General features: G+C 65.9%; 27 protein-coding genes and 1 tRNA gene. 19 read left to right on the forward strand and 9 right to left on the reverse strand.

The window, feature by feature from the left end:
• The first annotated feature begins 11 nt into the window (after positions 1 to 11).
• The 4 genes from QO033_RS06625 to istB are packed head-to-tail and all read left to right on the forward strand — an operon-like array spanning position 12 to position 3,668.
• Entirely contained in the window at positions 12 to 692 is a 681-nt protein-coding gene (locus tag QO033_RS06625; protein WP_284480166.1) for a fimbrial biogenesis chaperone, read from the forward strand.
• Positions 670 to 1,383, forward strand: coding sequence for a fimbria/pilus outer membrane usher protein (locus QO033_RS06630; RefSeq protein WP_284480167.1), 714 nt, complete (start codon positions 670 to 672; stop codon positions 1,381 to 1,383). The genes QO033_RS06625 and QO033_RS06630 overlap by 23 nt, the downstream gene beginning before the upstream one ends.
• A gap of 58 nt (positions 1,384 to 1,441) precedes the next feature.
• Positions 1,442 to 3,007: an IS21 family transposase gene (istA, locus tag QO033_RS06635; RefSeq protein ID WP_284480168.1), complete on the forward strand. Its 1,566-nt coding sequence runs from the start codon at positions 1,442 to 1,444 to the stop codon at positions 3,005 to 3,007.
• The gene (gene istB, locus QO033_RS06640; protein WP_284480169.1) at positions 2,940 to 3,668 is read left to right on the forward strand and encodes an IS21-like element helper ATPase IstB; all 729 of its coding nucleotides are present in this window, start codon (positions 2,940 to 2,942) and stop codon (positions 3,666 to 3,668) included. Before istA ends, istB begins: the two co-directional genes overlap by 68 nt.
• 277 nt (positions 3,669 to 3,945) lie before the next feature.
• On the opposite strand, the gene QO033_RS06645 is transcribed toward istB, so the two are convergent.
• From QO033_RS06645 to QO033_RS06655, 3 genes are all read right to left on the reverse strand, one after another.
• On the reverse strand, positions 3,946 to 4,500 hold the full coding sequence (locus tag QO033_RS06645) for a metallophosphoesterase (RefSeq protein WP_284480170.1): 555 nt from the start codon (positions 4,498 to 4,500) through the stop codon (positions 3,946 to 3,948).
• A 193-nt stretch (positions 4,501 to 4,693) separates the two neighbouring features.
• A tRNA-Gln gene (locus QO033_RS06650) sits at positions 4,694 to 4,768 on the reverse strand.
• 229 nt (positions 4,769 to 4,997) lie between these two features.
• Positions 4,998 to 5,552, reverse strand: a complete 555-nt coding sequence (locus QO033_RS06655; RefSeq protein ID WP_284480171.1) for an SH3 domain-containing protein — start codon at positions 5,550 to 5,552, stop codon at positions 4,998 to 5,000.
• A 137-nt stretch (positions 5,553 to 5,689) separates the two neighbouring features.
• Here QO033_RS06655 and QO033_RS06660 point away from each other — a divergent pair, with 137 nt between their 5' ends.
• The 6 genes from QO033_RS06660 to QO033_RS06685 all read left to right on the forward strand — a co-directional run bounded on the left by QO033_RS06660 (position 5,690) and on the right by QO033_RS06685 (position 11,549).
• Complete coding sequence (locus QO033_RS06660) at positions 5,690 to 6,676, forward strand: 2-hydroxyacid dehydrogenase (protein WP_284480172.1); 987 nt, start codon at positions 5,690 to 5,692, stop codon at positions 6,674 to 6,676.
• A 6-nt stretch (positions 6,677 to 6,682) separates the two neighbouring features.
• Positions 6,683 to 7,252 carry an RNA 2',3'-cyclic phosphodiesterase gene (gene thpR, locus QO033_RS06665; RefSeq protein WP_284480173.1) on the forward strand — a complete coding sequence of 190 codons (570 nt, stop codon included), beginning with the start codon at positions 6,683 to 6,685 and terminating at the stop codon, positions 7,250 to 7,252.
• Between the two features lie 48 nt (positions 7,253 to 7,300).
• Positions 7,301 to 7,588, forward strand: a complete 288-nt coding sequence (locus QO033_RS06670; protein ID WP_284480174.1) for a YrhK family protein — start codon at positions 7,301 to 7,303, stop codon at positions 7,586 to 7,588.
• 102 nt (positions 7,589 to 7,690) lie between these two features.
• Positions 7,691 to 8,509 carry a type 1 glutamine amidotransferase gene (locus tag QO033_RS06675; RefSeq protein WP_284480175.1) on the forward strand — a complete coding sequence of 273 codons (819 nt, stop codon included), beginning with the start codon at positions 7,691 to 7,693 and terminating at the stop codon, positions 8,507 to 8,509.
• A gap of 80 nt (positions 8,510 to 8,589) precedes the next feature.
• Positions 8,590 to 10,986 carry a phenylalanine--tRNA ligase subunit beta gene (gene pheT / locus QO033_RS06680; protein WP_284480176.1) on the forward strand — a complete coding sequence of 799 codons (2,397 nt, stop codon included), beginning with the start codon at positions 8,590 to 8,592 and terminating at the stop codon, positions 10,984 to 10,986.
• 113 nt (positions 10,987 to 11,099) lie between these two features.
• Positions 11,100 to 11,549, forward strand: a complete 450-nt coding sequence (locus QO033_RS06685) for a YtoQ family protein (RefSeq protein WP_284480177.1) — start codon at positions 11,100 to 11,102, stop codon at positions 11,547 to 11,549.
• Between the two features lie 21 nt (positions 11,550 to 11,570).
• Here the strand turns inward: QO033_RS06685 and QO033_RS06690 are convergent, their stop codons facing one another.
• Positions 11,571 to 12,269, reverse strand: coding sequence for a glutathione S-transferase family protein (locus QO033_RS06690; protein WP_284480178.1), 699 nt, complete (start codon positions 12,267 to 12,269; stop codon positions 11,571 to 11,573).
• A gap of 160 nt (positions 12,270 to 12,429) precedes the next feature.
• On the opposite strand from QO033_RS06690, the gene mscL reads away from it, so the two are divergent.
• The 3 genes from mscL (at position 12,430) to QO033_RS06705 (ending at position 14,847) form a co-directional block, all read left to right on the forward strand.
• A complete protein-coding gene (gene mscL, locus QO033_RS06695) occupies positions 12,430 to 12,867 on the forward strand; it encodes a large conductance mechanosensitive channel protein MscL (protein ID WP_284480179.1) in 438 nt (145 codons plus the stop codon).
• Positions 12,868 to 12,925: 58 nt separating this feature from the next.
• Positions 12,926 to 13,756, forward strand: coding sequence for a mechanosensitive ion channel family protein (locus QO033_RS06700; RefSeq protein WP_284480180.1), 831 nt, complete (start codon positions 12,926 to 12,928; stop codon positions 13,754 to 13,756).
• A 167-nt stretch (positions 13,757 to 13,923) separates the two neighbouring features.
• Entirely contained in the window at positions 13,924 to 14,847 is a 924-nt protein-coding gene (locus QO033_RS06705) for an AEC family transporter (protein ID WP_284480181.1), read from the forward strand.
• Between the two features lie 6 nt (positions 14,848 to 14,853).
• Here QO033_RS06705 and ald read toward each other — a convergent pair whose 3' ends face one another.
• Entirely contained in the window at positions 14,854 to 15,972 is a 1,119-nt protein-coding gene (gene ald, locus QO033_RS06710) for an alanine dehydrogenase (protein ID WP_284480182.1), read from the reverse strand.
• 139 nt (positions 15,973 to 16,111) lie between these two features.
• Between ald and QO033_RS06715 the strand changes: the two genes are divergently transcribed.
• Complete coding sequence (locus QO033_RS06715; protein ID WP_284480183.1) at positions 16,112 to 16,570, forward strand: Lrp/AsnC family transcriptional regulator; 459 nt, start codon at positions 16,112 to 16,114, stop codon at positions 16,568 to 16,570.
• A 5-nt stretch (positions 16,571 to 16,575) separates the two neighbouring features.
• Here the strand turns inward: QO033_RS06715 and QO033_RS06720 are convergent, their stop codons facing one another.
• Positions 16,576 to 16,908 carry a hypothetical protein gene (locus tag QO033_RS06720; protein ID WP_284480184.1) on the reverse strand — a complete coding sequence of 111 codons (333 nt, stop codon included), beginning with the start codon at positions 16,906 to 16,908 and terminating at the stop codon, positions 16,576 to 16,578.
• A gap of 334 nt (positions 16,909 to 17,242) precedes the next feature.
• On the opposite strand from QO033_RS06720, the gene ppk2 reads away from it, so the two are divergent.
• Positions 17,243 to 18,133: a polyphosphate kinase 2 gene (gene ppk2 / locus QO033_RS06725; RefSeq protein WP_284480448.1), complete on the forward strand. Its 891-nt coding sequence runs from the start codon at positions 17,243 to 17,245 to the stop codon at positions 18,131 to 18,133.
• On the opposite strand, the gene QO033_RS06730 is transcribed toward ppk2, so the two are convergent.
• Positions 18,127 to 18,666, reverse strand: a complete 540-nt coding sequence (locus tag QO033_RS06730) for a MarR family winged helix-turn-helix transcriptional regulator (RefSeq protein ID WP_284480185.1) — start codon at positions 18,664 to 18,666, stop codon at positions 18,127 to 18,129. The two genes, ppk2 and QO033_RS06730, sit on opposite strands and share 7 nt — an antisense overlap.
• An 87-nt stretch (positions 18,667 to 18,753) precedes the next feature.
• Here QO033_RS06730 and QO033_RS06735 point away from each other — a divergent pair, with 87 nt between their 5' ends.
• The gene (locus tag QO033_RS06735) at positions 18,754 to 19,914 is read left to right on the forward strand and encodes a cytochrome P450 (protein WP_284480186.1); all 1,161 of its coding nucleotides are present in this window, start codon (positions 18,754 to 18,756) and stop codon (positions 19,912 to 19,914) included.
• 4 nt (positions 19,915 to 19,918) lie between these two features.
• On the opposite strand, the gene mntR is transcribed toward QO033_RS06735, so the two are convergent.
• On the reverse strand, positions 19,919 to 20,347 hold the full coding sequence (gene mntR / locus QO033_RS06740) for a manganese-binding transcriptional regulator MntR (RefSeq protein WP_284480187.1): 429 nt from the start codon (positions 20,345 to 20,347) through the stop codon (positions 19,919 to 19,921).
• 210 nt (positions 20,348 to 20,557) lie between these two features.
• Between mntR and QO033_RS06745 the strand changes: the two genes are divergently transcribed.
• Entirely contained in the window at positions 20,558 to 21,868 is a 1,311-nt protein-coding gene (locus QO033_RS06745) for an Nramp family divalent metal transporter (RefSeq protein WP_284480188.1), read from the forward strand.
• A gap of 89 nt (positions 21,869 to 21,957) precedes the next feature.
• Here QO033_RS06745 and rpsU read toward each other — a convergent pair whose 3' ends face one another.
• Positions 21,958 to 22,164: a 30S ribosomal protein S21 gene (rpsU, locus tag QO033_RS06750; protein WP_005614280.1), complete on the reverse strand. Its 207-nt coding sequence runs from the start codon at positions 22,162 to 22,164 to the stop codon at positions 21,958 to 21,960.
• A 116-nt stretch (positions 22,165 to 22,280) separates the two neighbouring features.
• Between rpsU and QO033_RS06755 the strand changes: the two genes are divergently transcribed.
• Positions 22,281 to 22,988 (forward strand): COQ9 family protein, encoded by a 708-nt coding sequence (locus QO033_RS06755; RefSeq protein WP_284480189.1) that lies wholly within the window; start codon positions 22,281 to 22,283, stop codon positions 22,986 to 22,988.
• Positions 22,989 to 23,093: 105 nt separating this feature from the next.
• Positions 23,094 to 24,077: an NAD(P)H-quinone oxidoreductase gene (locus QO033_RS06760; RefSeq protein WP_284480190.1), complete on the forward strand. Its 984-nt coding sequence runs from the start codon at positions 23,094 to 23,096 to the stop codon at positions 24,075 to 24,077.
• The last annotated feature ends 145 nt before the right edge of the window (positions 24,078 to 24,222 follow it).

A 24,222-nucleotide genomic window follows, 5' to 3' on the forward strand; every position in this document is an offset into this window, starting at 1 on the left:
TCCTGACGGTTTTGGCCGTCTGGGCGGTGCTGCCGGTCGGTGCCGTGGCCGAAGGTCTGCGGGTGACGCCGGTGCTGATGCAGGTGGTGGCGCCGGGGGCGCAGGGCACGCTGACCCTGCGCAACACCGGACGCCGGGCGCTGACAGTGCAGGTGCGGGTGTTCCGCTGGGAACAGCAGGGCGGCACCGAACGGCTGGTGTCGACCCGCGAGGTGGTGGTGAGTCCGCCGATCACCCAGGTCCGTCCGGGGACGGAGCAATCGGTGCGGGTGGTGCGCACGGTCAAGTCGCGGGTGCGCCGGGAGGAGGCCTATCGCGTGCTGGTCGACGAGGTGCCGGACCGCAGCCGCCAGCGCTCCGGCACGGTGGATTTCGCCACCCGGCTGAGCCTGCCGGTGTTCTTCGTGCCGCAGGGCAGCCGGCCCGCCGCGGTCAGCTGGTCGTTGCGCCGGCAGGGCGGGCAGAGCTATCTCGAGGCGCGCAACAGCGGCGAACACCGGCTGCGGCTGGTCGATCTGCAGCTGCAGCAGGGTGGCCGGGCGATTTATCGCAAACGCGGGCTGTTCGGCTACGTGCTGGCGGGCGCCAGCATGCGCTGGCCGCTGGGAACGCTGCGCGCGGGCGGCGGGACGCTGAAACTGACGGCGAAGACCGACGCGGGCAATTACAATGCGACTGTTGCGGCGCGTTGAGGGGCGCCGGATCGGAAGGCTCTTTCGGGTCGGTCTGGGCGGCGTGTCGGGGGCGCTGCTGCTGATCACCTCCGGCGTCCGGGGGCAGGAGGCGCGCGATCTCTATCTCGAAGTCTATATCAACGATATCTCCACCGGGTTGATCGGCCGGTTCACCGAGCCCGCCCCGGGACAGCTGACTGCCGACGCCGGAGAGCTCTGCCGCATCGGCCTGAAGCCCGGCCCCGGGTCCTGCCGTGATGGGACCGAGGTGACGCTGCCGCAGGGCGACGGGCTCAGCTGGCAGATGGACGAACCGGCGCAGGTGCTGCGGGTCACTGCATCGGATGCGGTCCGGGCGGCGCGGGTCATCGAGGCCACCGGCGGAACGGACGCGGCGGAGGAGGGCGGCCGCGACAGGCCCGTCGCCGGTTTCGGCGCGGTGCTGAACTACGACCTGGGCGGCGACTGGGCGCAGGCGGGCAGCGGCACCGCCGGCAACGATCCGCGGCTGTCGGGGCTGTTCGATGCCCGGCTCTATGCGCCGCTGGGGGTGTTCCACTCCGGCTTTTCCGCGGCTGAGGACAGCGCCGGCACCTTCTCTTCCTACCGGCTGGAGAGCTACTGGCGCAGCTCCTGGGCCGGGACGGCGGTGTGTGAACCGGCATGCAAAATTGACCCCCGTATTGGGGTAATCGGCGTCCAAAAGTGACCCCCCTGATATTTCTGTTCAGAAGCTTCCTCGACGGATTTGAGGGAGCGAGTTGGGGATGTTGGTTGTGGAGACGATTGCGAAGATCAGGCGGGCGTATTTCATTCAGAGGAAATCGATCAAGCAGATCTGCCGGGAACTGCGGGTATCACGGAACACGGTGCGGAAGGTGGTGCGGTCCGGGGCAACCGAGTTCAGCTATGATCGAACCAGCCAACCCCGCCCCAAGATCGACCCGTGGCGGTCCGATCTGGATGAGATGCTGGCCGAGAATGACCGGCAGTCCAAACGCCAGCGGCTGACACTGGTTCGGATTTACGAAGAGCTGCGCAACCGGGGTTATGACGGCAGCTATGATGCGGTGCGGCGCTATGCGGCGGGTTGGTCGAAGGCGACCCGGGAAGCCTCCGCCGCGGCTTATGTGCCGCTGAGCTTCGATCCGGGCGAAGCCTATCAGTTCGACTGGAGCCACGAGGTTGTCCTGCTCGATGGCGTCACCACGACGGTGAAGGTTGCGCATGTGCGCCTGAGCCACAGCCGGATGCCGTTTGTGCGGGCCTATCCGCGCGAGACGCAAGAGATGGTATTCGACGCCCACGACAAGGCGTTCGCGTTCTTCGGCGGAGCTTGCGCCCGGGGGATTTACGACAACATGAAGACGGCGGTCGATGCGATCTTCGTCGGCAAGGATCGCGCCTATAACCGGCGGTTCCAGCAGATGTGCGGGCATTACCTGGTCGATCCGGTGGCCTGCACCCCGGCCTCGGGCTGGGAGAAAGGGCAAGTCGAGAACCAGGTGGGCGTGATCCGGCGGCGCTTCTTCGTGCCGCGCCCGAAGTTCAAATCCTATGCCGAGCTGAACACCTGGCTGGAAGACCGGTGCCGGGATTATGCGAAGGCGAACAAGCACCCGGAGATGCGCGACCGAACGATCTGGGAGGTGTTCGAAGAAGAGCGTCCGAGCCTTGTGCCCTATGTCGGTCCCTTCGATGGATTCCACGCGGTTCCGGCCTCGGTGTCCAAGACTTGCCTCGTGCGGTTCGACAAGAACCGATACTCGGTCGATGCCCGTGCCGTGGGGCGGCCGGTGGAGATCAGGGCCTATGCCGCCCGGCTGGAATGCTGGCAGGATGGGCAAATCGTTGGCCAGCATGAGCGGGCCTTCGGGCGGGACAAAACGATCTTCGATCCCCTGCATTACATCCCCGTTCTGGCCCGCAAACCCGGCGCCCTTCGTAACGGCGCGCCCTTCAAGGAATGGGACTTGCCGCTCCCGATCCGTCGCGTATGGCGCAAGCTGGAACGCCAGCCGGGCGGCGACCGGCAGATGGTCGATATCCTCGCCTCCGTGCTGACCGATGGCCTGGATGCGGTCGAGGCGGCCTGTGCCGAGGCTCTGTCGCACAACGTCCATTCGGCAGGCGTCGTGCTGAACATCCTGGCCCGTCACCGCGAGCCACCACCGCCCCTGACAATCACCACCCCGGATGCCCTGCGGCTGGCCTGTGAGCCCATTGCCGACTGCAACCGATATGACAGCCTGAGGAGAACACAGAATGGAACGCTCGGACGTGATCAACGCGATGGGGAAGCTGCGGCTCTACGGAATGAAGGCCGCCTATGACGAGGTGCTGACCACCGCCGTTAAACGCCAGCACGAGCCCCAGCGGATCATCGGCGATCTGCTGACCGCCGAGATCCGAGAGAAGCAGGCCCGGTCAGTCAAATACCAGATGACCATCGCCAAGCTGCCGCTCGCCAAGGAAATGGAAGAGTTCGACTTTGAGGCGGCGCAAGTCAACGAGACGCTGATCCGCGACCTGGCCACCGGCGACTTCCTGGATCACCAACGCAACCTTGTCCTGATCGGAGGCACAGGCACCGGCAAAACCCATCTCGCCGTCAGCATCGCCAGGACATGCATCCGGGAGGGCCGCCGGGGTCGGTTCTTCAATGTGGTCGACCTGGTGAACAAGCTGGACGCAGAAGCCCGCGCAGAACGCCAGGGACGAACCGCCGATCTCATCTCCCGCCTCGACTTCCTGATCCTCGACGAGCTCGGCTATCTGCCCTTCGCCCAGACCGGTGGCCAGCTCCTGTTCCACCTGATCAGCAAGCTTTACGAACGCACATCCATCATCGTCACAACCAACCTGGCCTTCGGCGAATGGCCCAGCGTCTTCGGCGATGCCAAGATGACAACCGCGTTGCTCGACCGGCTCACCCACCACTGCGAGATCGTCGAAACCGGAAACGAAAGCTGGCGCTTCAAGAACCGCGCATAGCGCCAACCCGAAACCCCGCAGGCCCGCCGCCGCTGCGCTATGTGAGGGCTACGCAGCGCCGGGCCTGCTCAGCACAAAGGGGTCAATATTGGACGCCGATAGGGGGTCAAACTTCAATGCCGATTGACATCTTGGCTTTCTCAGGCACGCCGCCCACTCATCGCTAGGCGAATAGTTGCATCCAGCACTTGCTCTATCATTCTCTCCTGGCCGCACTCAAGTCAGGCTACACATCACATACGGTCAACTGGTCCGAGATGTCACCCGTTCAATTGGTCTACGGAAACTCGTTTCCGTGTTCAACATCTGCCCAATGCTTGTTAACCGGCATACGGGCTGCCCGCTTTGCTATTTCCTCAATCTGGATCGGTCGAAAATTCCACTGATCGACGCCGACATTTATGCTGTTTCGCGAGCCTGCCCATTGGTCGTGGACGTGGCCGAACAGCTGCAGGGCGCCTCTGCGTGCACCGTTCCAAGTGATCATCGGATAGTGGCAGAGGACGAGGCTATGATCTCCGTCCTGGATCTCGGCCATGTACTCGGTGCTGGCCCAAGGGAGCGAGATTACTGCTTCATCGTCGTGGTTGCCAATGATCAGATGCTTCCGGCCGGGCAGGCTGTGAAACCAGCTCTCGAACTGTGCTGTATCGTCAGCGCGGCCGAAGGCGAAATCTCCCAAGATCCAGAGGTCATCATCATGCGCGACGTAGCCCTGGAAGTTGGCAATCAGCGCCGCGTTCATCTCCGCGGTTGAGGCGAAGGGGCGCTTGCAGAAGTCGATGATGCGGTGGTGGCCGAAGTGCAGGTCGGCCGAATACCAGTTGGCCATACCTGTGCCTTCCCGTGTTCGTCGTCCCTCAGTTTAGGGACGAGATCATACGGGCGCAAATGTCTGTCAGTTCAGAGGAATTGCGGACGGCGAAACATTTGAAATATCAGCAGATACCAGTCTTGCCCGAGCAAGATTCCAAGTTGGACCGGAAAAGTTCCAATCTTCGGCGAACGTCACATGAACAGGAAGATGGCTGGGGTGGTAGGATTCGAACCTACGGTACACGGTACCAAAAACCGCTGCCTTACCACTTGGCTACACCCCAACGGTGAGCGGCTATCTACGCGGCTTGTTCGGAGGGTTCAAGGCCCATCTTGAAAAAAGTTTCACCCGGGTGCGGGGCAGGGGCAAAGGCCCCTCGCGGCACCGGCCCCGCGGCCCGTCACGGCCAAGGAACAGAGGGATAAACCGAAGATCCGGGACGGGGATGACGGGCGGATCACACGGGACTTGCCGGCGGGTCGGAGGCAGCCGGCCCGAGGGCCGCGCGCAGATCAGTCGCGAATCTCGTCGGCGTCGACGCCCCAGAGGTTGGTCTTCAGCGTCCAGCCGCGATAGCCGCCGGCAGAGATTCTGCACCAGTCGCGGCTGCATTCGCCCAGCCGGGCGATCACCCCCAGTTCGAATCGCGCACTCAGCTGCGACTGCGCGTCGGGACGGCTGTAGACCGGGGTCATGTCCTGTTCGATCAGAACCGTGCGCACACCCGACAGCAGCGCGTAATGCACCCAGCCGCCGGCGCCGTCGCGGTCCTGCACCCGGCGCCAGTGGCCGTGTTCGGCGGTGATCTGCAGCGGCATGTTGCGGCGCTTGAACACCCAGTCGATCCGATGCGTCAGCGATGGCCCGCGGCGCACGTTGCCCTCGTCGGTCTTCAGCGAGACATAGCGCGGCAGCGGCAGATGGGTGACCGGGCCGATCTTCTTCTCGACCGGCGCCGCGGTGGCGCTGCCCGGGGTGTCCGTCGCCGCGCCGACCGGTCCCAGCCCCAGAAGCAGAACTGCGCAGGCCGCTGCCAGCGGGCGTTTGAAAGCTGATATCCGTGTCACAGAAGACCCGCCCGAAATTTTCTTTCGCCTCAGAGGAAAAAGCCTGCGTCATATGCGCATGGGGTTCTTGTGCCCCGGCTGATCCTGCGCCACGATGCCACGGCGCAGGCTGGATGGAAACCTTTGGAGGAGCAGAAGTGCCAAGAGAACGACTGAGTGTTGTCGTGACGCGACGGTTGCCTGAGGTGGTCGAAACCCGCCTGAGCGAGCTGTTCGACGTGCGTCTGCGCGAGGATGACACGCCGATGAGCCGGGCCGAACTGGTCGAGGCGGTGAAGACCGCGGACGTGCTGGTGCCCACGCTGACCGATTCGATTGACGCTGGGCTGATCGCCCAGGCCGGCGAGCGGCTGAAGCTGATCGCCAACTACGGCGCCGGCATCGATCACATCGATGTGGCCACTGCGCGTCAGCGCGGTGTGCTGGTGTCGAACACACCGGGCGTGGTGACCGACGATACCGCCGACATGACCATCGCGCTGATGCTGGCGGTGACCCGCCGCATCCCCGAGGGACTGGCCGCCATGCAGAAGGGCGACTGGACCGGCTGGGCGCCGACCGCCTTTCTGGGGGGCCGGATCAGCGGCCGCCGGCTGGGCATCCTCGGCATGGGGCGGATCGGCCAGGCGGTGGCCCGCCGGGCGGCCGCCTTCGGCATGCAGGTGCATTACCACAACCGGCGCCGGGTTCGCCCGGAGATCGAGGAGGCGCTGGAAGCCACCTATTGGGAAAGCCTCGATCAGATGGTGGCGCGGATGGATGTGATTTCGGTCAACTGCCCGTCGACCCCCAGCACTTTCCACCTGATGAATGCCCGCCGGCTGACGCTGATGAAACCAACCGCAGTGATCGTCAATACCTCGCGCGGCGAGGTGATCGACGAAAGCGCGCTGGCCCGGCTGATCCGCGACGGCGGCATCGCCGGCGCCGGGCTCGACGTATACGAGCGTGGCAGCGATGTCGCCTCCAAGCTGCGCGATCTGCCCAATGTCGTGCTGTTGCCCCATATGGGCTCGGCCACGGTGGAGGGCCGGATCGAGATGGGTGAAAAGGTGATCATCAACATCAAGACCCATGAAGACGGTCACCGCCCGCCCGATCTGGTGGTTCCCGGCATGCTCTGATCCGCGATGCGGAGCTTTCTGGCGCTGCCTCTGCCCGATCCGGTTGCGGCGGCGCTGACCTGGCTGCAGGCGGGGCTGCCCTTCGGGCGGCCCGTGCCACAGCCCAACCTGCACCTGACCCTGGCCTTTCTCGGCGATCAGCCCGAGGCGCGTCTGATCGCGCTGGACGAGGCGTTGCGGGAGCTCGATGCCCCGGCGGTTCCGCTTGAGATCACCGGTCTCGGCAGTTTCGGCGGTGACCGGCCGCGGTTGCTGTTCGCCGATGTCGCGCCGGTGCCGGAGCTTCTGGCGCTGCACAGGGCGATCCGGGGCGCCTTGCGTCTGGCGGCGATGCCGGCCCCGAAGGAGCGGTTTCACCCGCATATCACCCTGTTCCGCTTCGGTGCCGGGCTGCGGCCGCAGCTGGCAGAGAGATTGCCCGCCCTCCTGGCGGATCATCCGCTGCCCGATCTGCCAGCGGCGACGCTCGACCGGGTCGGGCTCTATCGCTCCAGCCTGCGACCGGAGGGCGCGCGCTACGATCTGCTGGCGGACTATCCGTTGGCGCCGGCGGCGGGGTTGTCTCCGCCGGGCTGAGGCGTCAGCCTGGGTCGGGGCGCGGTCCTGCCCCGGAAAGGAGCATCCATGCCATTGTTTTTCCGCGACCGGGGTGGGGCGGACCCACAGAGCGATCGGGTCTATGCGGCCTATGAGATCGCCCATACCGTGGTCGATTTCCTCGCGGCGATCAGCTTTCTGGTCGGCTCGATCCTGTTCTTCTATGCGGCCTATCAGGTGCCGGCGACCTGGCTGTTCGTGATCGGCTCGGCGTTCTTCTGTCTCAAGCCGACGCTGCGTCTGGCCAGGGAAATCCATCTCTGGCGGGTGGGGTCGGTCGAGGCACTGGCGAAACGGGCGGAAGAGACCCGCTGAGCCGCGCCGGCGGCGCAAAAAGACCAGTTGATGTCGCCGGGCGGCGGGCGGACGGCTGGCTTTGCGGTCAGACCGGAGGGGACCCGGAACCGGAGCGCGCCGATGACCACTCTTCTCATCCTCGAAGGCAATATGCCCGCCACCAAGGCGGCCGGCAATGTGGCGACCAGCGGCTTTGTCACCACGCTGCTCGGGCTGGCGCCCGATCTGCATCTGCGCATCGCGTCCCCCTATGCCGGGCCGGTCGATCCCGACCTTTTCGCCGCCGTCGACGGCGTCGTCTTCACCGGCTCGGGCGAGGACTGGTCACCGCATGCGCCCGAGGCGGCGCCGCAGCGCCGGGCGATGGAGGCCGCCTTTGCCGCCGGGCGCCCGGTCTGGGGCTCCTGCAACGGCATGCAGCTGGCGGTGGTGGTGCTGGGCGGGCTGGTCGCCGCCAGTCCCAACGGGGTGGAAGTCGGGATGGCGCGCGACACCCGCCCGACCGGGGCGGGGCGCGACCATCCGATGATGGCGGGCCGCGGCTCCGGCTTTGCCGCCCCCTGCATCCACCGCGACGAGGTCCGCCGCCTGCCGGAGGGCGCCGAACACATCGCCTGCAACGCCCATTCGCCGGTGCAGGCCATGGCCTACCGGCGGGGCGGGGTGGATGTCTGGGGCACCCAGTATCACCCGGAGCTGCGGCCGGCCGATATCGCCACCTATGTCCGCACCAGCGGGCTGCACCGTGGGCCGGCGGCGCAGCTGGGGAACCTGGCCGAGGATCTGGAGCGCGCCCACCACGATCCAGCCGCCGCCACCCGGATCGGTGCCAGCTCCGAAGAGCTGCGGTTGGAGACCCGCGCACGGGAGCTGGCCAACTGGATCGCCCATGTGCGGGCCAGGGCGGGGACCGCCGCCGGCGCGGTCGCCCCGGCCTGAGACGCCACCGCCTCTTTCACCCCGCGCCGAGATCCGCTAAAGCCGCATCTGACCGATGACAGACTGGCGGATCGCGACCGATGAAATTCACTCTTTCCTGGCTGAAAGACCACCTCGACACCACCGCGACGGTGGATGAGATCGCCGAGGCCCTGACCGACCTCGGCCTCGAGGTCGAAGAGATCATCAATCCGGCGGATCGTCTGAAGGAATTTACCGTCGGCCAGGTCACCCATGCCGAACAGCACCCCGATGCCGACCGGCTGCGGGTCTGCACGGTTCAGACCGATGCCGGCGAAACCCAGATCGTCTGCGGCGCACCCAACGCCCGCGAGGGCATCACCGTGGTGGTCGCCAAGCCCGGCACCTATGTCCCGGGCATCGACACCACCATCCAGGTCGGCAAGATCCGCGGCATCGAGAGCCATGGCATGATGTGCTCCGAACGCGAGATGGAGCTGTCGGACGAACACAACGGCATCATCGAACTGCCTTCGGGCGAGGTCGGCCAGAGTTTCTCCGACTGGCTGGCGGAAAACGATCCGGCCAAGGTCGATCCGGTGATCGAGATCGCCATCACCCCGAACCGCCCCGATGCGCTGGGTGTGCGCGGTATCGCCCGCGATCTGGCGGCCCGGGGTCTGGGCACGCTCAAGCAGCGCGACACCCAGCCGGTGCCGGGGGAATTCCCCTGTCCGGTCAGCGTCACCATCGACGAGGACACGCTGGATGGCTGCCCGGTCTTCTCCGGCCGGCTGATCCGTGGCGTCAAGAACGGCCCGTCGCCGCAATGGCTGCAGGATCAGTTGAAGGCGATCGGGCTGCGGCCGATCTCGGCGCTGGTCGATATCACCAACTTCTTCACCTTCGATCGCAACCGGCCGCTGCACGTCTTCGATGCCGACAAGGTCGGTTCGGCGCTGCGGGTGCATCGTGCCAAGGGCGGCGAGACCATCCTCGCGCTTGACGAGAAGGAATACACCATGCCGGCGGGCGCGATGGTGATTTCCGACGACAAGGGGCTGGAGAGCATCGGCGGCATCATGGGCGGCGAGGAGAGCGGCTGTTCGGAGGAGACGGTGAATGTCTTCGTCGAGAGCGCCTTCTGGGATCACGTGCAGATCGCGATGACCGGCCGCGCGCTCAAGATCAACTCGGATGCACGCTATCGCTTCGAACGCGGGGTGGACCCGGCCTTCACCGTCGAAGGGCTGGAGCTGGCGACGCAGATGATCCTCGATCTCTGCGGCGGCGAGCCCTCCGAGGTCATCGTCGCCGGCGCGGTCCCGGACCATTCCCGGGCCTACAAGCTGGATCCGGCGCGGGTGCAGTCGCTGGTCGGCATGGAGATCCCCGAAAGCGATCAGCGCCAGACGCTGACCCGGCTCGGCTTCCGGCTGGAGGGCAATATCGCCCATGTGCCGAGCTGGCGCCCGGATGTGCAGGGCGAGGCCGACCTGGTCGAGGAAGTGGCACGGATCGCCTCGCTCAAAGGGCTCAAGGGCAAGCCGATGCGGCGGGTCTCCGACGGTGTGGCAAAACCGGTGATGACGCCGATGCAACGGCGGCTGCAGATCGGCCGGCGCACGGCGGCGGCGCTCGGCTACAACGAATGTGTGACCTATACCTTCATCGATCAGGCCTCGGCGGCGCTGTTCGGCGGCGGCGACGCGGCGACGATGCTGGAAAATCCGATCAGCTCGGAGATGAGCCATATGCGTCCGGCGCTGCTGCCCGGGCTGCTGGCGGCAGCGGCCCGCAACCAGGCGCGCGGCTTCATGGATCTGGCGCTGTTCGAGGTCGGACCGGCCTTTCACGGCGGCGAGCCGGGCCAGCAGCATGAGCTGATCTCGGGCGTGCTGATCGGGCGCACCGGGCCGAAGGATGTGCATGGCGCGGCGCGGCCGGTCGATGTGTTCGACGCCAAGGCCGATGCCGAGGCGGTGCTGGCCGCGATCGGGGCGCCGGCCAAGGTGCAGATCCTGCGCGGCGCTTCCGAATGGTGGCACCCGGGCCGGCACGGGAAAATCTGTCTGGGGCCGAAGAAGGTTCTGGGCATCTTCGGCGAACTGCATCCGCGGGTGCTGGAGGCGATGAACGTCAAGGGGCCGGCGGTGGCCTTTACCCTCTGGCCGACCGAAGTGCCGCTGCCGCGCAAGTCGGGCGCTACCCGGCCGGCGCTGGAACTGCGCGACCTGCAGGCGGTGGAACGCGATTTCGCCTTTGTCGTCGATGCCAGTGTCGAGGCGCTGACGCTGGTCAACGCGGCCGCCGGGGCCGACAAGGCGCTGATCGAGGACGTGCGGGTGTTCGACGAATTCGTCGGCGGCAGCCTCGGAGAGGGCAAGAAGTCCCTGGCCATCACGGTGCGGTTGCAGCCGGTCGACAAGACCCTGACCGAGAAGGAGATCGAGGCCGTCGGGGCCAAGATCGTCGAGAAGGTCGCCAAGGCCACCGGCGCCAGCCTGCGCGGCTGATGCGGCCCCCTCCGGGGGGAGTATTTGGACAGAGAAGAAGAGGGCGCGGCGGCGCCCTTTTTCACATCCCGGGTCGGCGCCGAGGCGGCCCGTCAGAAACGAGGAGGACGGGCATGACCCTGAACATCTATCTTTCCGGTGAAATCCACAGCGACTGGCGCGAACGGATCGTCGCCGGGGCCAGCGGGCTGGATGTCAGCTTTTCCGGGCCGGTGACCGATCACGACGCCAGCGACGATTGCGGCGTGCGCATCCTCGGGGCCGAGCTGAACAAGTTCTGGCACGACCACAAGGGCGCCAAGCTGAACGCGATCCGTACCCGCCACGGCATCGCCGGTGCCGATATCGTCGTGGTCCGCTTCGGCGAGAAATACAAGCAGTGGAACGCCGCCTTCGACGCCGGCTATGCCGCGGCACTGGGCAAGTCGATCATCGTGCTGAGCCCGCCCGAACATCAGCATGCGCTGAAGGAAGTGCATGCCGCCGCCCTCGCCGTGGCGGAAGAGCCCGAGCAGGTTGTGCAGATCCTGCGCTATGTTCTGACCGGCGCGCTGCCGGGTTGAGCCGGCACCGGGCCAACCCGGTCAGTCGCGCGGCGGGGTGACGAGGCCGGTCTGTACCGCCGGGCGGGCGAGGAAACGGTCGAGATAGGTCGCGACCCGGGGGTAGCTCTGCCAGCCCAGCACCGCATGCGCGTCGTAGAAATCCAGTGCGTTCAGCCAGGGCGCGATGGCGATATCGGCGATGGAATAGGCGCCGCAGACCCAGTCGCGCCCCTCCAGCCGGGTTTCCAGCACGCCGAGCAGGCGTTTGGCTTCGGCGATGTAGCGGTCGCGCGGGCGGGGATCCTCGATTTCGCTGCCGGCGAATTTGTGAAAGAAGCCGAGCTGGCCGAACATCGGGCCGACGCCGCCCATCTGCCACATCAGCCATTGCAGGATCTCCGCCCGTTCCGAGGCGGTCGAGCCGATCAGCTGGCCGGTCTTCTCGGCCAGATAGATCAGGATGGCGCCGCTTTCGAACAGCCCGAGCGGCTGGCCGTCCGGCCCGTGCGGATCGAGGATCGCCGGGATCTTGTTATTGGGGCTGAGCGACAGGAACTCCGGGCTTTTGACATCGGCGTCGGCCAGGGTGACCTTATGCGCTTCGTAGGGCAGGCCGGTTTCCTCCAGCATGATCGAGACCTTGACGCCGTTCGGCGTCGGAAAGGCATAGAGCTGGAGCAGATCGGGGTTGGCCGGTGGCCAGCGGCGGGTGATCGGGAAGGACGACAGATCGGGCATCGGGGCTCCTTTCTTGGGCTGTGCCCGGCTTAGCGGCTTTCGGACCCGGCGGACAGGGAAACCGGGGCCGCGCGGTGTTCACAGGCCGGGGCAGGCCGGCTAGGCTCGGAAAATCGCGCGCTTGCTGTGCGAGTGTGGCAGTCCGAGTGGAGCCGGAGACATGATTCAGGAATTTCGCAAGTTCATCTCTAAGGGCAATGTCATCGACATGGCCGTGGGTATCATCGTGGGGGCGGCCTTTACCGCCATCGTCCGGTCGATGGTGGACGATCTGATCAACCCGATCGTCGGACTGTTCACCGGCGGCATGGATTTCACCGACCAGTATCTGGTGCTGTCGGGCAAGGTGCCGGCCGGGGTGAGCCTGGAGGTCGCGCGCGAGACCGATGCCGCGATCTTCGCCTATGGCGCCTTTCTGACCTCAGTGATCAATTTCCTGATCATCGCCCTCGTGGTGTTCATGCTGGTGCGCTACGTCAACAAGGTCAAAGAGCTCGCCCATCACCACCAGAAAAAGGAAGAGGCGGCGGCCGCGCCGGCGGGCCCGACCGAGCTTGACGTTCTGCTGGAAATCCGCGACGCGCTGAAGAAGGACTGAGGCGCCCCCGGGTGGGGGCCGCGCGGTTCGAATGTGTTTGTAAGAGAGAGACTGAGACATGCAGGAAACCATCACCGAGCTGAGCAACGAGATCAGCGGTGAACTGAGCTGGCTGCTGCCGCTGCTGATCGGCGCGGTCAAGGCGCTTCTGGTCCTGATCGTCGGCTGGATCGTGGCCGGCAGTGTCGGCGGCATGGTGCGCCGTCGGATCAACAAGACTCCGCAGATCGACCCGACGCTGGGCAACTTCATGGCCAGCATGGTCAAATGGATCATCCTGGCGATGGTTCTGGTGGCCGTCCTGGGGATCTTCGGGATCGAGGCGACCAGCCTTGTCGCGATTCTGGGTGCCGCCTCCCTGGCCATCGGTCTGGCGCTGCAGGGCACGCTCAGCGATCTGGCGGCGGGCGTGATGCTGGTGGTGTTCCGGCCCTACAAGCTGGGGCAGTTTGTCGATATCGGCGGCACCGCGGGGACGGTGAAGGATCTCAACCTCTTCACCACCGAGCTGGCGACGGCCGACAACGTCCAGATCATCATGCCCAACGGCAAGGCCTGGGGCGCGATCATCACCAACTATTCCGCGCATCAGACCCGCCGGGTCGATCTGACCTTCGGCATCGACTACGGCGACGACATCGACCGTGCGATGGAGATCATCCTGGCGACCGCCGGCGCCGACAGCCGGGTGCTGAGCGATCCGGCTCCCTGGGTACGGGTGACCAACCTGGGCGACAGCTCGGTCGATATCACAACCCGGCTGTGGTGCGAGGCGGCGGAGTACTGGGATCTGAAATTCGCCATGACCAAGGCGGTGAAAGAGGCCTTCGACAAGGGCGGCATCTCGATCCCCTATCCGCATCAGGTGGAAATCCACAAGGAAAGCTGAGCGTACCACGACGCCAGGCAAGGGATCGGCCGGGGACAGCCCCGGCCGATGCCGTTTCGGGGAGGCTGCCGTCGAAACGGGCGATACGCCCGGCGGGCCGCCCGTTGTGTTCGTGATTTGTTTCTTTTGCGCTTGCGGCGGCTGACGGGCCGGCGCATCAGGCGGCCATGGAATTCGCGCTCTCGACCCTTCCGATCCTTCTGACCATTCTTTGCGGCTACCTGGTCACTCAGGCCGGCATGGTGCCGCGATCGCAGTGGGAGGGGATCAATACGCTCAGCTTCCGCCTGCTGATCCCGGTGGTGCTGATCAGATCGATCGGGTTTTCGGATCTTTCGGCGGTCTCCGGGCCGTGGATCCTGGCGATCCTGACCACCTTCGGGGTGCTGGCGGCGGCGGTGCTGTCGCTGCGGCTGCTGATCGGGGTGGAACGGTTGCCGAACCCCGCCTACACCAGCCTGTTTCAGGCGGCGACACGCTGGAATGCCTTCGTTGGGCTGGCGGCGGCAGAGCTGCTCGTCGGCGGTCCGGCGCTGGCGCTGCTGGCGGTGGGGATGGCAGTGCTGGTGCCCCTGATCAACGTGGTCAACATCGTGGTGCTGGTGGTCTTCGGGGCAGGGCGGGCGAATGCGAAGGGGATCGCGCTGTCGATCCTGCGCAACCCGCTGGTGCAGGGCTGCATCATCGGTCTGGCGCTGAATGCCGCCGACCTGCCGTTGCCGGAATTCGTCGGGCAGACCCTCGATCTGATCGGCCGCGCCGCACTGGGCGTCGGGCTGCTGGCGGTGGGGGCGGGGATCGGGCTGCGGCGGCTGTTCGACCTGTCCGGGCGGCTGGCGCTGGGGGTGCTGCTGCGCCCGGTCTTGAGCCCGCTGCTGTTCCTGACGGTCGCCGCGATGCTGGGGCTGTCGCAGGTCGAGGCGCTGGCGGGCAGCCTGATCTTCGCCGTGCCGGCGGCGTCGAACGGCTATGTCGTGGCGCGGCAGATGGGCGGCGATGCCGATCTCTATGCCGATATCATCACCTGGCAGACGCTGGTGTCGATCGGGCTGATGCCGGCGCTGGCGGCCGGCATCACCTGGATGTTCTGACCGGGCTCAGAGCCGCAGCGCCATCGCCGGGGAAATCACGTCGATCCCCTGCGCCTTGCCCACCGCATAGCAGGTGAGCTGTCCGGCATGGGTGTTCAGCCCGTTCATCAGATGCGGATCGTCCTGGCAGGCCTGGCGCCAGCCCTTGTCGGCGAGCGCGAGCAGGAAAGGCATCGTCGCATTGCCGAGCGCGATGGTCGCCGTCCGCGCCACCGCGCCGGGCATATTGGCGACGCAATAGTGCTGGATGCCGTCGATCTCGAAGATCGGATCGGCATGGGTGGTCGGGCGCGAGGTTTCGAAGCAGCCGCCCTGATCGATCGCCACGTCGACCAGCGCGGCGCCGGGTTTCATCCGGGCCAGATCGTTGCGGCGCACCAGTTTCGGCGCTTCCGCCCCGGGGATCAGCACCGCGCCGACGACCAGATCCGCCTGCGCCAGATGTTCGGCCAGCAGACCTTCCGAGGCATAGCCGGTGCGGAAATCCCGTCCGAAGACATCGTCGAGATAGCGCAGCCGCGGCAGCGACCGGTCGAGCACGGTGACCTCCGCCCCCATGCCGGCCGCGACCCGCGCGGCATGGGTGCCGACGACACCGCCGCCGATCACCAGCACCCGCGCCGGTCCGACCCCAGGCACCCCGCCCAGCAGCACACCGCGTCCGCCATTGGCCTTCTGCAGCGTCCAGGCGCCGACCTGCGGCGCCAGCTTGCCGGCGACCTCGGACATCGGCGCCAGCAGGGGCAGGCCGCCGCGGTCGTCGGTCACGGTTTCATAGGCGATGCAGGTGGCGCCGGAGGCGAGCAGATCGCGGGTCTGATCCGGATCGGGGGCGAGGTGGAGATAGGTGAAGAGGATCTGGCCCTCGCGCAGCTGCTGCCGCTCGACCGGCTGCGGTTCCTTCACCTTGATGACCAGATCGGCGCGGGCGAAAATCTCCGCCGCATCGGACACCAGTGCGGCCCCGGCGGCGGTGTAATCCGCATCGGTGAACCCCGCGCCCAGCCCGGCGCCGGCTTCGACGATTACCTCGTGGCCGTGGGCCACCGCCTCGCGCGCGGCGTTCGGGGTCAGGCCGACACGGAATTCCTGCGGCTTGATCTCTTTTGGACAGCCGATTTTCATGATGAGTCCTCCCATTTATATTGTGCTTAAAAAATGGGCGAAATCCAGTGCAATTTCCGAGGAAAATCGGCTCGCATCCGGTGGGGTTTTTCGAATATTCTTCTGGGAATGCCTCAATTCCCGCAAAGGACGTGCATGAATGTCACTGGACGACACGGATAAACGCATCCTCACCCTGCTGCAGAAGAAGGGGCGCATGTCCAATGCCGACCTGTCGGAGAAGGTGAACCTGTCGCCCTCGGCCTGTCACCGGCGGGTGCAGCGGCTGGAGGCCGAGGGGTATATCCGCGATTACGTGGCGCTGCTGGACGCCCGCAAGATGGGGGTGCCGACCACGGTTTTCGTCGAGATCACCCTGCAGGCCCAGGCCGATGAGGTGCTCGATGCCTTCGAACGGGCGGTGGCGCTGATCCCGGCGGTTCTGGAATGCCACCTGATGGCGGGTTCGGCCGATTACATCCTGAAGATCGTGGCCGAGGATACCGAGGATTTCGCCCGTATCCACCGCCAGTACCTGTCCCGGTTGCCCGGGGTGGCGCAGATGCAGTCGAGCTTTGCGCTGCGCACGGTTTTCCGGACCACGGCGCTGCCGGTCTGAGCGGTCTAGTCGTCCCGCGGCGGCGTGGTGCGCGGCTGCGGGGGGGCGGCGGTTCCGTCGTCGGAAGCCGTGGGCAGATGCGCCAGCGCCCGGGCGATATCGTCGGCGGCGGGGTCCTCGCCCAATTCGCGCAGCATGGTCAGGCATTCCTCCAGCGCCAGCCGCACGGTGGTTACCTGCAGGCTGGTGGCGCGCGGGCTGAGATTGCCCTCGATCGCCCGGAGCTTGTCCAGCGCGGCGTTCAGGTGGGTGCAGGCAGGATAAAGGCCCTCCGCCATCATGTGGCGGATCAGTTCCGACAGCGTCTCCTGCAGCCAGGCGTATTTCAGGGACGCCATTGGGGGGCCTTCGGGGGCCGCAGGGGCCACATATTCGGGGAATACTCAAACACCATTAGAAACTCGCAATCAAACAGACCGGCGACGTGCCGGTTCGTGCAGAGTGCCCGAAATACCCTTGTCGCGGCAAGCCTCGGCGTGGGGGCGAAAATCGCCGCAGTGGCGTGTCGAGACGTCCGCGCCCCCTTGTCTTGTCGGCGCGCGCGGCCCAAGATCCACCCAAGCCGGGGGCTTGGGTGACACCTAAGTTTTACATCGGCGGGATAGCCCGCGCAGAGCAGCGAAGACGTGAAGAAAGGAGCAGATCTTGACCGAGGATCGTGGAGCCGAGTCGATGGACTGGCTGGAGGCCGAACTGCAGGACACATTCGACGAGGACCTCGAGATCGAGTTCGCCGAGCCGATGCTGTCGCTGGAGATCCGCAAGATCTACAACGAGGCGCACCCCGATCTGCTGGATCGCAAGGTCTATTTCCGCAATCTGCTGAGGCTGCAGGCCGAGCTGATCAAGATGCATTATTGGGTGCAGCACACCGGTGCCAAGGTCTGCATCCTGTTCGAAGGGCGCGACGCTGCCGGCAAGGGCGGGGTGATCAAGCGGATCACCCAGCGGCTGAACCCGCGGGTCGCCCGTGTCGTGGCGCTGCCGGCCCCGAGCCGCCGGGAACAGAGCCAGTGGTATTTCCAGCGCTACGTGCCGCATCTGCCGGCCGCCGGCGAAATCGTTCTGTTCGACCGGTCGTGGTACAACCGCGCCGGGGTGGAACGGGTGATGGGCTTCGCCTCGGACGATCAGGTCGAACAGTTCTTCCAGGACGTTCCGGAATTCGAACGCATGCTGGTCCGCTCCGGTATCATCCTGCTGAAATACTGGTTCTCGATCACCGATGAGGAGCAGCAGTTCCGGTTCCTGATGCGCATCCACGACCCGATGAAACAGTGGAAGCTGTCGCCGATGGATCTGGAAAGCCGGATCCGCTGGGAGGATTACACCAAGGCGAAGGAAGAGATGTTCGCCCGCACCAATATCGCCGAGGCGCCCTGGTACATCGTCGAAGGCAACGACAAGAAGCGGGAGCGGCTGAACTGCATCGAGCATCTGCTGACGCAGATCCCCTATGAGGATATTCCGCAGGAGAAGGTGGAGCTGCCCGAGCGGAACTACAATCCCGACTACGAACGTCAGGTGCTGCCGGACGAGCTCTACGTGCCGAAGATCTACTGATCCCCGGCGCCGGCGGGGCCGTCGTCAAAGGCCCCGTCGATGTTTTCCAGCAGCCGCGCCAGATATCCGGTCAGCGCGCGCAGTTCGGTTTCCGAAAACCCGCTCAGCAGTCGCTTCTGCCGCTCCAGAGCATGGGCGAGGATGCGGTCGTGCAGCGCGCGGCCGCTGTCGGTCAGCTGCCAGCTCTTGCGGCGGCTGTCACGGCCCTCGGCGGTCGCGGTCGCCAGCTGGCGCTGTTGCAGCCGGTGCAGGCTGCGGCTGACGGCGGCCTTGTCGATGCCGATGGTGCGGGCCGCGTGGCTGACGGTACTGCCGGGCTCGCGGGTCAGCATCACCAGCATCCGCCAGTCCATCGCCCCCAGACCGAACCGGTCCTGATAATCGCGCGCCGCGGCCCGGGTGAAGCGGTTCGAGGCGAAGGTCAGCAACACTGTGGGCGAACGCCGGAAACTGAGCGTCGCGCGCTCAGGCGTTTCGTCGCTGCCGTCGGGCAGGATCAGGAACAGGTCGTCGCTCAGGTCGCTGTCGGTCATGCTGTCAGCCTAGGGCTTCGGTGTTGACATGACAACATCACCCGTGTTGCCATGACAACACGGAACGGACGCAGGGAGGAGGCGGCCATGACGCAAGCACAGGTGTATGAAATCGATCCACAGGGATTCTGGAGCGATCCCTATCCCGATCTGAAACGCATGCGGGCGCTGGGGCCGGTGGTCCGGGTGCCGCAGCTGGGGGCGACGCTGCTGACCCGGCGGGATGATATCTTCGTAAACGAGAAGAAGACCGAGATCTTCTCGTCCGATCAGCCGGAGGGGCTGATGACCGTGCTGATGGGCCAGAACATGATGCGCAAGGATGGGGCGGATCACATGGCTGAACGCCGGGCGATCTTTCCGACGGTATCGCCGAAGACGGTGAAACAGGTCTGGACTGAGCAGTTCTGCACCCATGCCGCGCGGATTCTGGATGATCTCGCCCCCCGGGGCGGCTGCGACCTGGTTGCCGACTATGCCATGCCGGTGTCGGCCGAGGCGCTGAAATCGATCACCGGGCTGACCAATATGACCGCGCATGAGATGAACCGGGTCAGCCAGGGCATGATCGACGGCTGTGCCAACTACGCGGGCGATCCGGCGGTGGAGGCCAATTGCCACGATTGCACCGCCTCGATCGACCGCCATATCGACGCTATGATCCCGGTGGTAGATGCGGCGCCCGATCAGTCGCTGCTGTCGGTGCAACGGCGCGCCGGCCTGTCGGACAGCCAGACCCGCGCCAATATAAAACTGGCAATTTCCGGCGGCCAGAACGAACCGCGCGACGCCATCGCGGGGACGGTCTGGGCGCTGTTGACCCATCCCGATCAACTGGCCGAGGTGCGCGCCGGGCGAATCCCCTGGCTGCAGGCCTTCGAGGAATATGCACGCTGGATATCCCCCATCGGCATGTCGCCGCGCCGGGTTGCCCAGCAGCATGAGCTTCATGGCATCACGCTGCAGCCGGAGGAGCGGGTGTTCCTGATGTTCGGGTCGGGCAACCGGGACGAGCGCATCTTCGACGATCCCGACCGGTTCGATCTGGGCCGCGATATCAGCGCCGCGATCTCCTTCGGGGCGGGGCCGCATTTCTGCGCCGGCGCCTGGGCGTCGAAATCCCTGATCGCGGATGTGGCGCTGCCGATGTTGTTCGAGCGGATGCCCGATCTCAGGCTGGCCGGGCCGGCGCGGTTCGGTGGCTGGGCCTTTCGCGGTCCGCTGACCATGCCGGTGGCCTGGGGCTGAAACCTTACCCGCGGGCGATCAGGAACCGCTCGAAGGCCGCCAGCGTCACCTCTGAGACGTGGTGTTCCATCCCCTCGGCATCGAGCTCGGCGGTCTCCGCCGGCACGCCGAGGGCCTCCAGAACAGCGACGACGACCCGGTGGCGGGCGCGCACCCGGTCGGCCAGCGCCAGTCCCGCCTCGGTGAGGAAGACGCCGCGATAGGGACGGGAGATTGCCAGCCCCTCGCGTTTCAGCCGGGCGACCGCCTTGGTCGCGGTGGGATGGGTGACCCCCATCCGCCGGGCGATATCGGTGATCCGCGCCTCGCCCATCTCCTCCATCAGGTCGCCGATCATCTCGGCGTAATCTTCCAGCAGGGCCACCGATTGCGCCGCGCGCGCCTGATTGAACCGGTCGGCGGCGTCGGTCTCGGTCTGGTCGCTCTGCGGCATCGGCCTGTGCCCTCCCGGCTGCGGCATGCCCGTTCGGGGCAGAGTTGAAAGCGGGGCTACATATTGCAGGTGCATCTACATTTTGCAAACCGGCTTTAAACGGTGTTGTGACGCCGGGGCGATCTCGTTGCCTCTTGTCAAAAGTGTAGCCCTGGCTTTATTTGGCCCGAGCCAGGCCGGTTCCGGCCACGCGGAGAAGGACAGATCGAGATGTCAGCAGGTCGCAGAGCCGCCCCTTCCGCCAGCACCGCGCGCACCCAGGCCGGGATCGCCGAGGTGCTGGAAGGCCGTCGTCGCGGGCCGCGCGCCTTCCTGCTGTTTGCCGGTCCCGCGATCATCGCCTCGGTCGCCTATATGGACCCGGGCAACTACGCCACCAACATTCAGGCCGGGGCGGGCTATGGCTACGCACTGCTCTGGGTGGTGCTGATGGCCAATCTGATCGCCATGCTGTTTCAGGCACTGTCGGCGCGGTTGGGGATCGTCACCGGCAAGAACCTGGCCGAGCTCAGCCGAGACCATTTCCCGCGCCCGGTCATCGGGGTGATGTGGGCGGTCAGCGAAATCGCTGCCATGGCCACCGATCTGGCCGAATTCCTCGGCGGTGCCATCGGGCTGGCGCTGTTGTTCGACATGCCACTTCTGGCTGGTATGGGGATCACCGCCATCGTCACCTATGCGCTGTTGTTGTTCGAGGGCCGCGGATTCCGGCCGATGGAGCTGATCATCGGCGCCTTCGTCGGCACCATCAGCCTGTGCTATGTGGTCGAGATCTTTATCGCCCCGATCGCCTGGGGAGAGGCCGGGGCCGGGCTGATCACGCCCGATCTGCCCGATGTCGCGGCGCTGACCATCGCGGTGGGGATCATCGGCGCCACCGTGATGCCGCATGCGATCTACCTGCATTCCGGCCTGACCCAGCATCGCGCCCAGGTCCGCGACGATCGCGAACGCCGGATGGTTCTGAGATATTCCAACCTCGAGGTGGTCCTGGCCCTCGCCGCCGCCGGTCTGGTGAACATGGCGATGGTGATGATGGCGGCCAGCGCCTTTCACGCCGGCCACAGCGAGGTGGCCGAGATCGAGACTGCCTATCACATGCTGACGCCGCTGCTGGGCGGGGCGGCTGCGGCGGTCTTCCTGATCTCGCTGATCGCCTCGGGCATCTCCAGTTCGGTGGTGGGGACGATGGCGGGGCAGCTGATCATGCAGGGCTTTCTGCGCATCCGGCTGCCGCTCTGGTTCCGGCGGGCGGTGACGATGATCCCGGCCTTCGTGGTGGTGGCGGTCGGTGCCAATGCCACCGACGCGCTGGTGATTTCCCAGGTGATTCTGTCGATTGCCCTGCCAGTGCCGATGATCGCTCTGATCGTCTTCGTATCGCGCAGCGACATCATGGGGCCCTTCCGCATCGGTCGGCTGACCCAGGCGGCGGCGGTGTTGGGGGCGGTGCTGGTGCTGTCGCTGAACATGGTGCTGCTGGCCCAGGCCTTCGGCCTCGCGGTGCCCGGTCTGGGCTGACCCCCGGAAACGACAAACCCCCGGGGCGGGGCCGCGGGGGTCGTCTGAATAGCGTCATAAGCGCCGGAAAAGGCTGCTTTCGGAAGGGCTTAGAGCAGACCTTCGCGCTGAGCTTTTTTGCGTGCCAGCTTGCGGGCACGGCGGATCGCTTCAGCTTTCTCGCGCGCTTTTTTCTCGGAGGGTTTCTCGAAATGTTGCTTCAGCTTCATTTCACGGAACACGCCTTCGCGCTGCAGCTTCTTCTTCAGGGCACGGAGCGCCTGATCGACATTGTTGTCGCGAACACTAACCTGCATGTGGTTGTCACCACCTTTCTAGTTTCGAGTTGCAAGGAATTGCAGGAGGTGGCCGTATAGCAAGCGATGCCTATCTTGTCTAGTGTAGCAGACGACAGGCACAGGAGGTCCGGACCATGCAACAGGACGACACCACTCAAGACACCGGCCAACAGGGCGACATCAGGGATCAGCTGCTGGATGCGGCGCTGATGCATGTCGCGTTCGACGGCTGGTCGGAGACGACCTTCAGGGCCGCCGTCGAAGATGCCGGGATCGATCCGGGGCTGGCGCGGGCGATCTGCCCGCGGGGATCGGTGGATCTGGCGATGGCCTATCACCGGCGCGGCGATTTGGCGATGGCGGAGCGGCTGAAGATCACCGATCTGACCGGCATGCGCTATCGCGACAAGGTGGCGCTGGCGGTGCGGTTCCGGCTGGAGGCCGCCACCGACAAGGAAGCAGTGCGCCGCGGCGCCACCCTCTTTGCGTTGCCGCAACATGCTGCCGACGGTGCCAAGCTGATCTGGGGCACCGCCGATGCGATCTGGACGGCGCTCGGGGATACCTCGGAAGACGGCAACTGGTATTCGAAACGCGCCACCCTGTCGGCGGTCTATTCCTCGGTCGTGCTTTACTGGCTGGGGGACGACAGCCCCGAAAGCGCGGCGACCTGGGCGTTTCTCGACCGCCGGATCGACGATGTGATGCGGGTGGAAAGCTTCAAGCAGCAGGCGCGGCGCAACCCGCTGCTGAAACCTTTCATGATCGGTCCCGACTGGCTGGCGAAGCAGATCAAGGCGCCCAAGGCCCGGCCCGAGGATCTGCCCGGCAGCCTCGGCTGAGGGCTGCGGGGCGGCGGGGGCTCGCCTCCGGCGCCGAAGCGGGGTATCCCTGTCGGCAACAGCAATGGGCACGCCCCGCCGCGTGCCCGCGAAGGGAGAGCCCAGATGTCCGAGACCATGCGCGCCGTCGAGATCACCGAACCCGGCGGCCCCGAGGTTCTGAAACTCACTACCCGTCCGGTGCCGGTGCCGGCGCCGGGGCAGGTGGTGCTGAAGGTCGCCTATGCCGGCGTCAACCGCCCCGATGCGCTGCAGCGCGCCGGCAGCTACGCGCCACCGCCTACCGCCAGCGATCTGCCCGGGCTCGAGGCCTCGGGCGAGGTTGTGGCGCTGGGAGAAGGCGTGTCGGACTGGGCGATCGGCGACAAGGTCTGCGCGCTGCTGCCCGGCGGTGGCTATGCCGAATATGTGGCGACACCGGCGGCGCATTGCCTGCGGGTGCCCGAGGGCATGGGGATGAAAGAGGCCGCCTGCCTGCCCGAGACCTTCTTCACCGTCTGGTCGAATGTCTTCACCCGTGGCGGGCTGACCGGCGGAGAGCGGTTCCTGGTGCATGGCGGCTCCTCCGGCATCGGCACCACGGCGATCCAGCTGGCCAATGCCTTCGGCGCCCGGGTTTTCGCCACCGCCGGCTCGGCCGAGAAATGCGCCGCCTGCACCGCGTTGGGGGCAGAACGGGCGATCAATTACCGCGAAGAGGATTTCGTCGAGGTGCTGCGCGCCGAGGGTGGCGCCGATCTGATCCTCGACATGGTCGGCGGCAGCTATATCCCGCGCAACGTCAAGGCGCTGGCCAATGACGGGCGGCTGGTGCAGATCGCCTTTCTGACCGGTCCCAAGGCTGAGCTGAACTTCGCCCAGGTGATGGCGCGGCGGCTGACGATCACCGGCTCGACCCTCAGGCCGCAAAGCGATCTGGCCAAGGCGCGGATCGCCCGCGATCTGGCCGAGGCGGTCTGGCCGCTGCTGGATGCCGGCAAGGTGGCACCGGTGATGGACAGCGAATTCGCCTTCGAGGAGGCGGCGGCGGCGCATGCGCGGCTGGAAAGCTCCGGCCATATCGGCAAGATCGTCCTCAAGGTCGGCTGAGCGGCCCAATTTCCCGTGACAGGAAATTGCCCGGAAAATTCGGAATTTTCCGGGCAAGCGGCGGATGTGGGGCAGGCGGCCCGGCGCGGGAGTTGCGCCGGGCATGGACAACCGCCCTGATTTGCGCATGATCGATTCTCCGCGC

Origin of the sequence: Pseudodonghicola flavimaris (assembly GCF_030164425.1) — a bacterium.
Taxonomy (GTDB): Bacteria; Pseudomonadota; Alphaproteobacteria; order Rhodobacterales; family Rhodobacteraceae; genus Pseudodonghicola; species Pseudodonghicola flavimaris.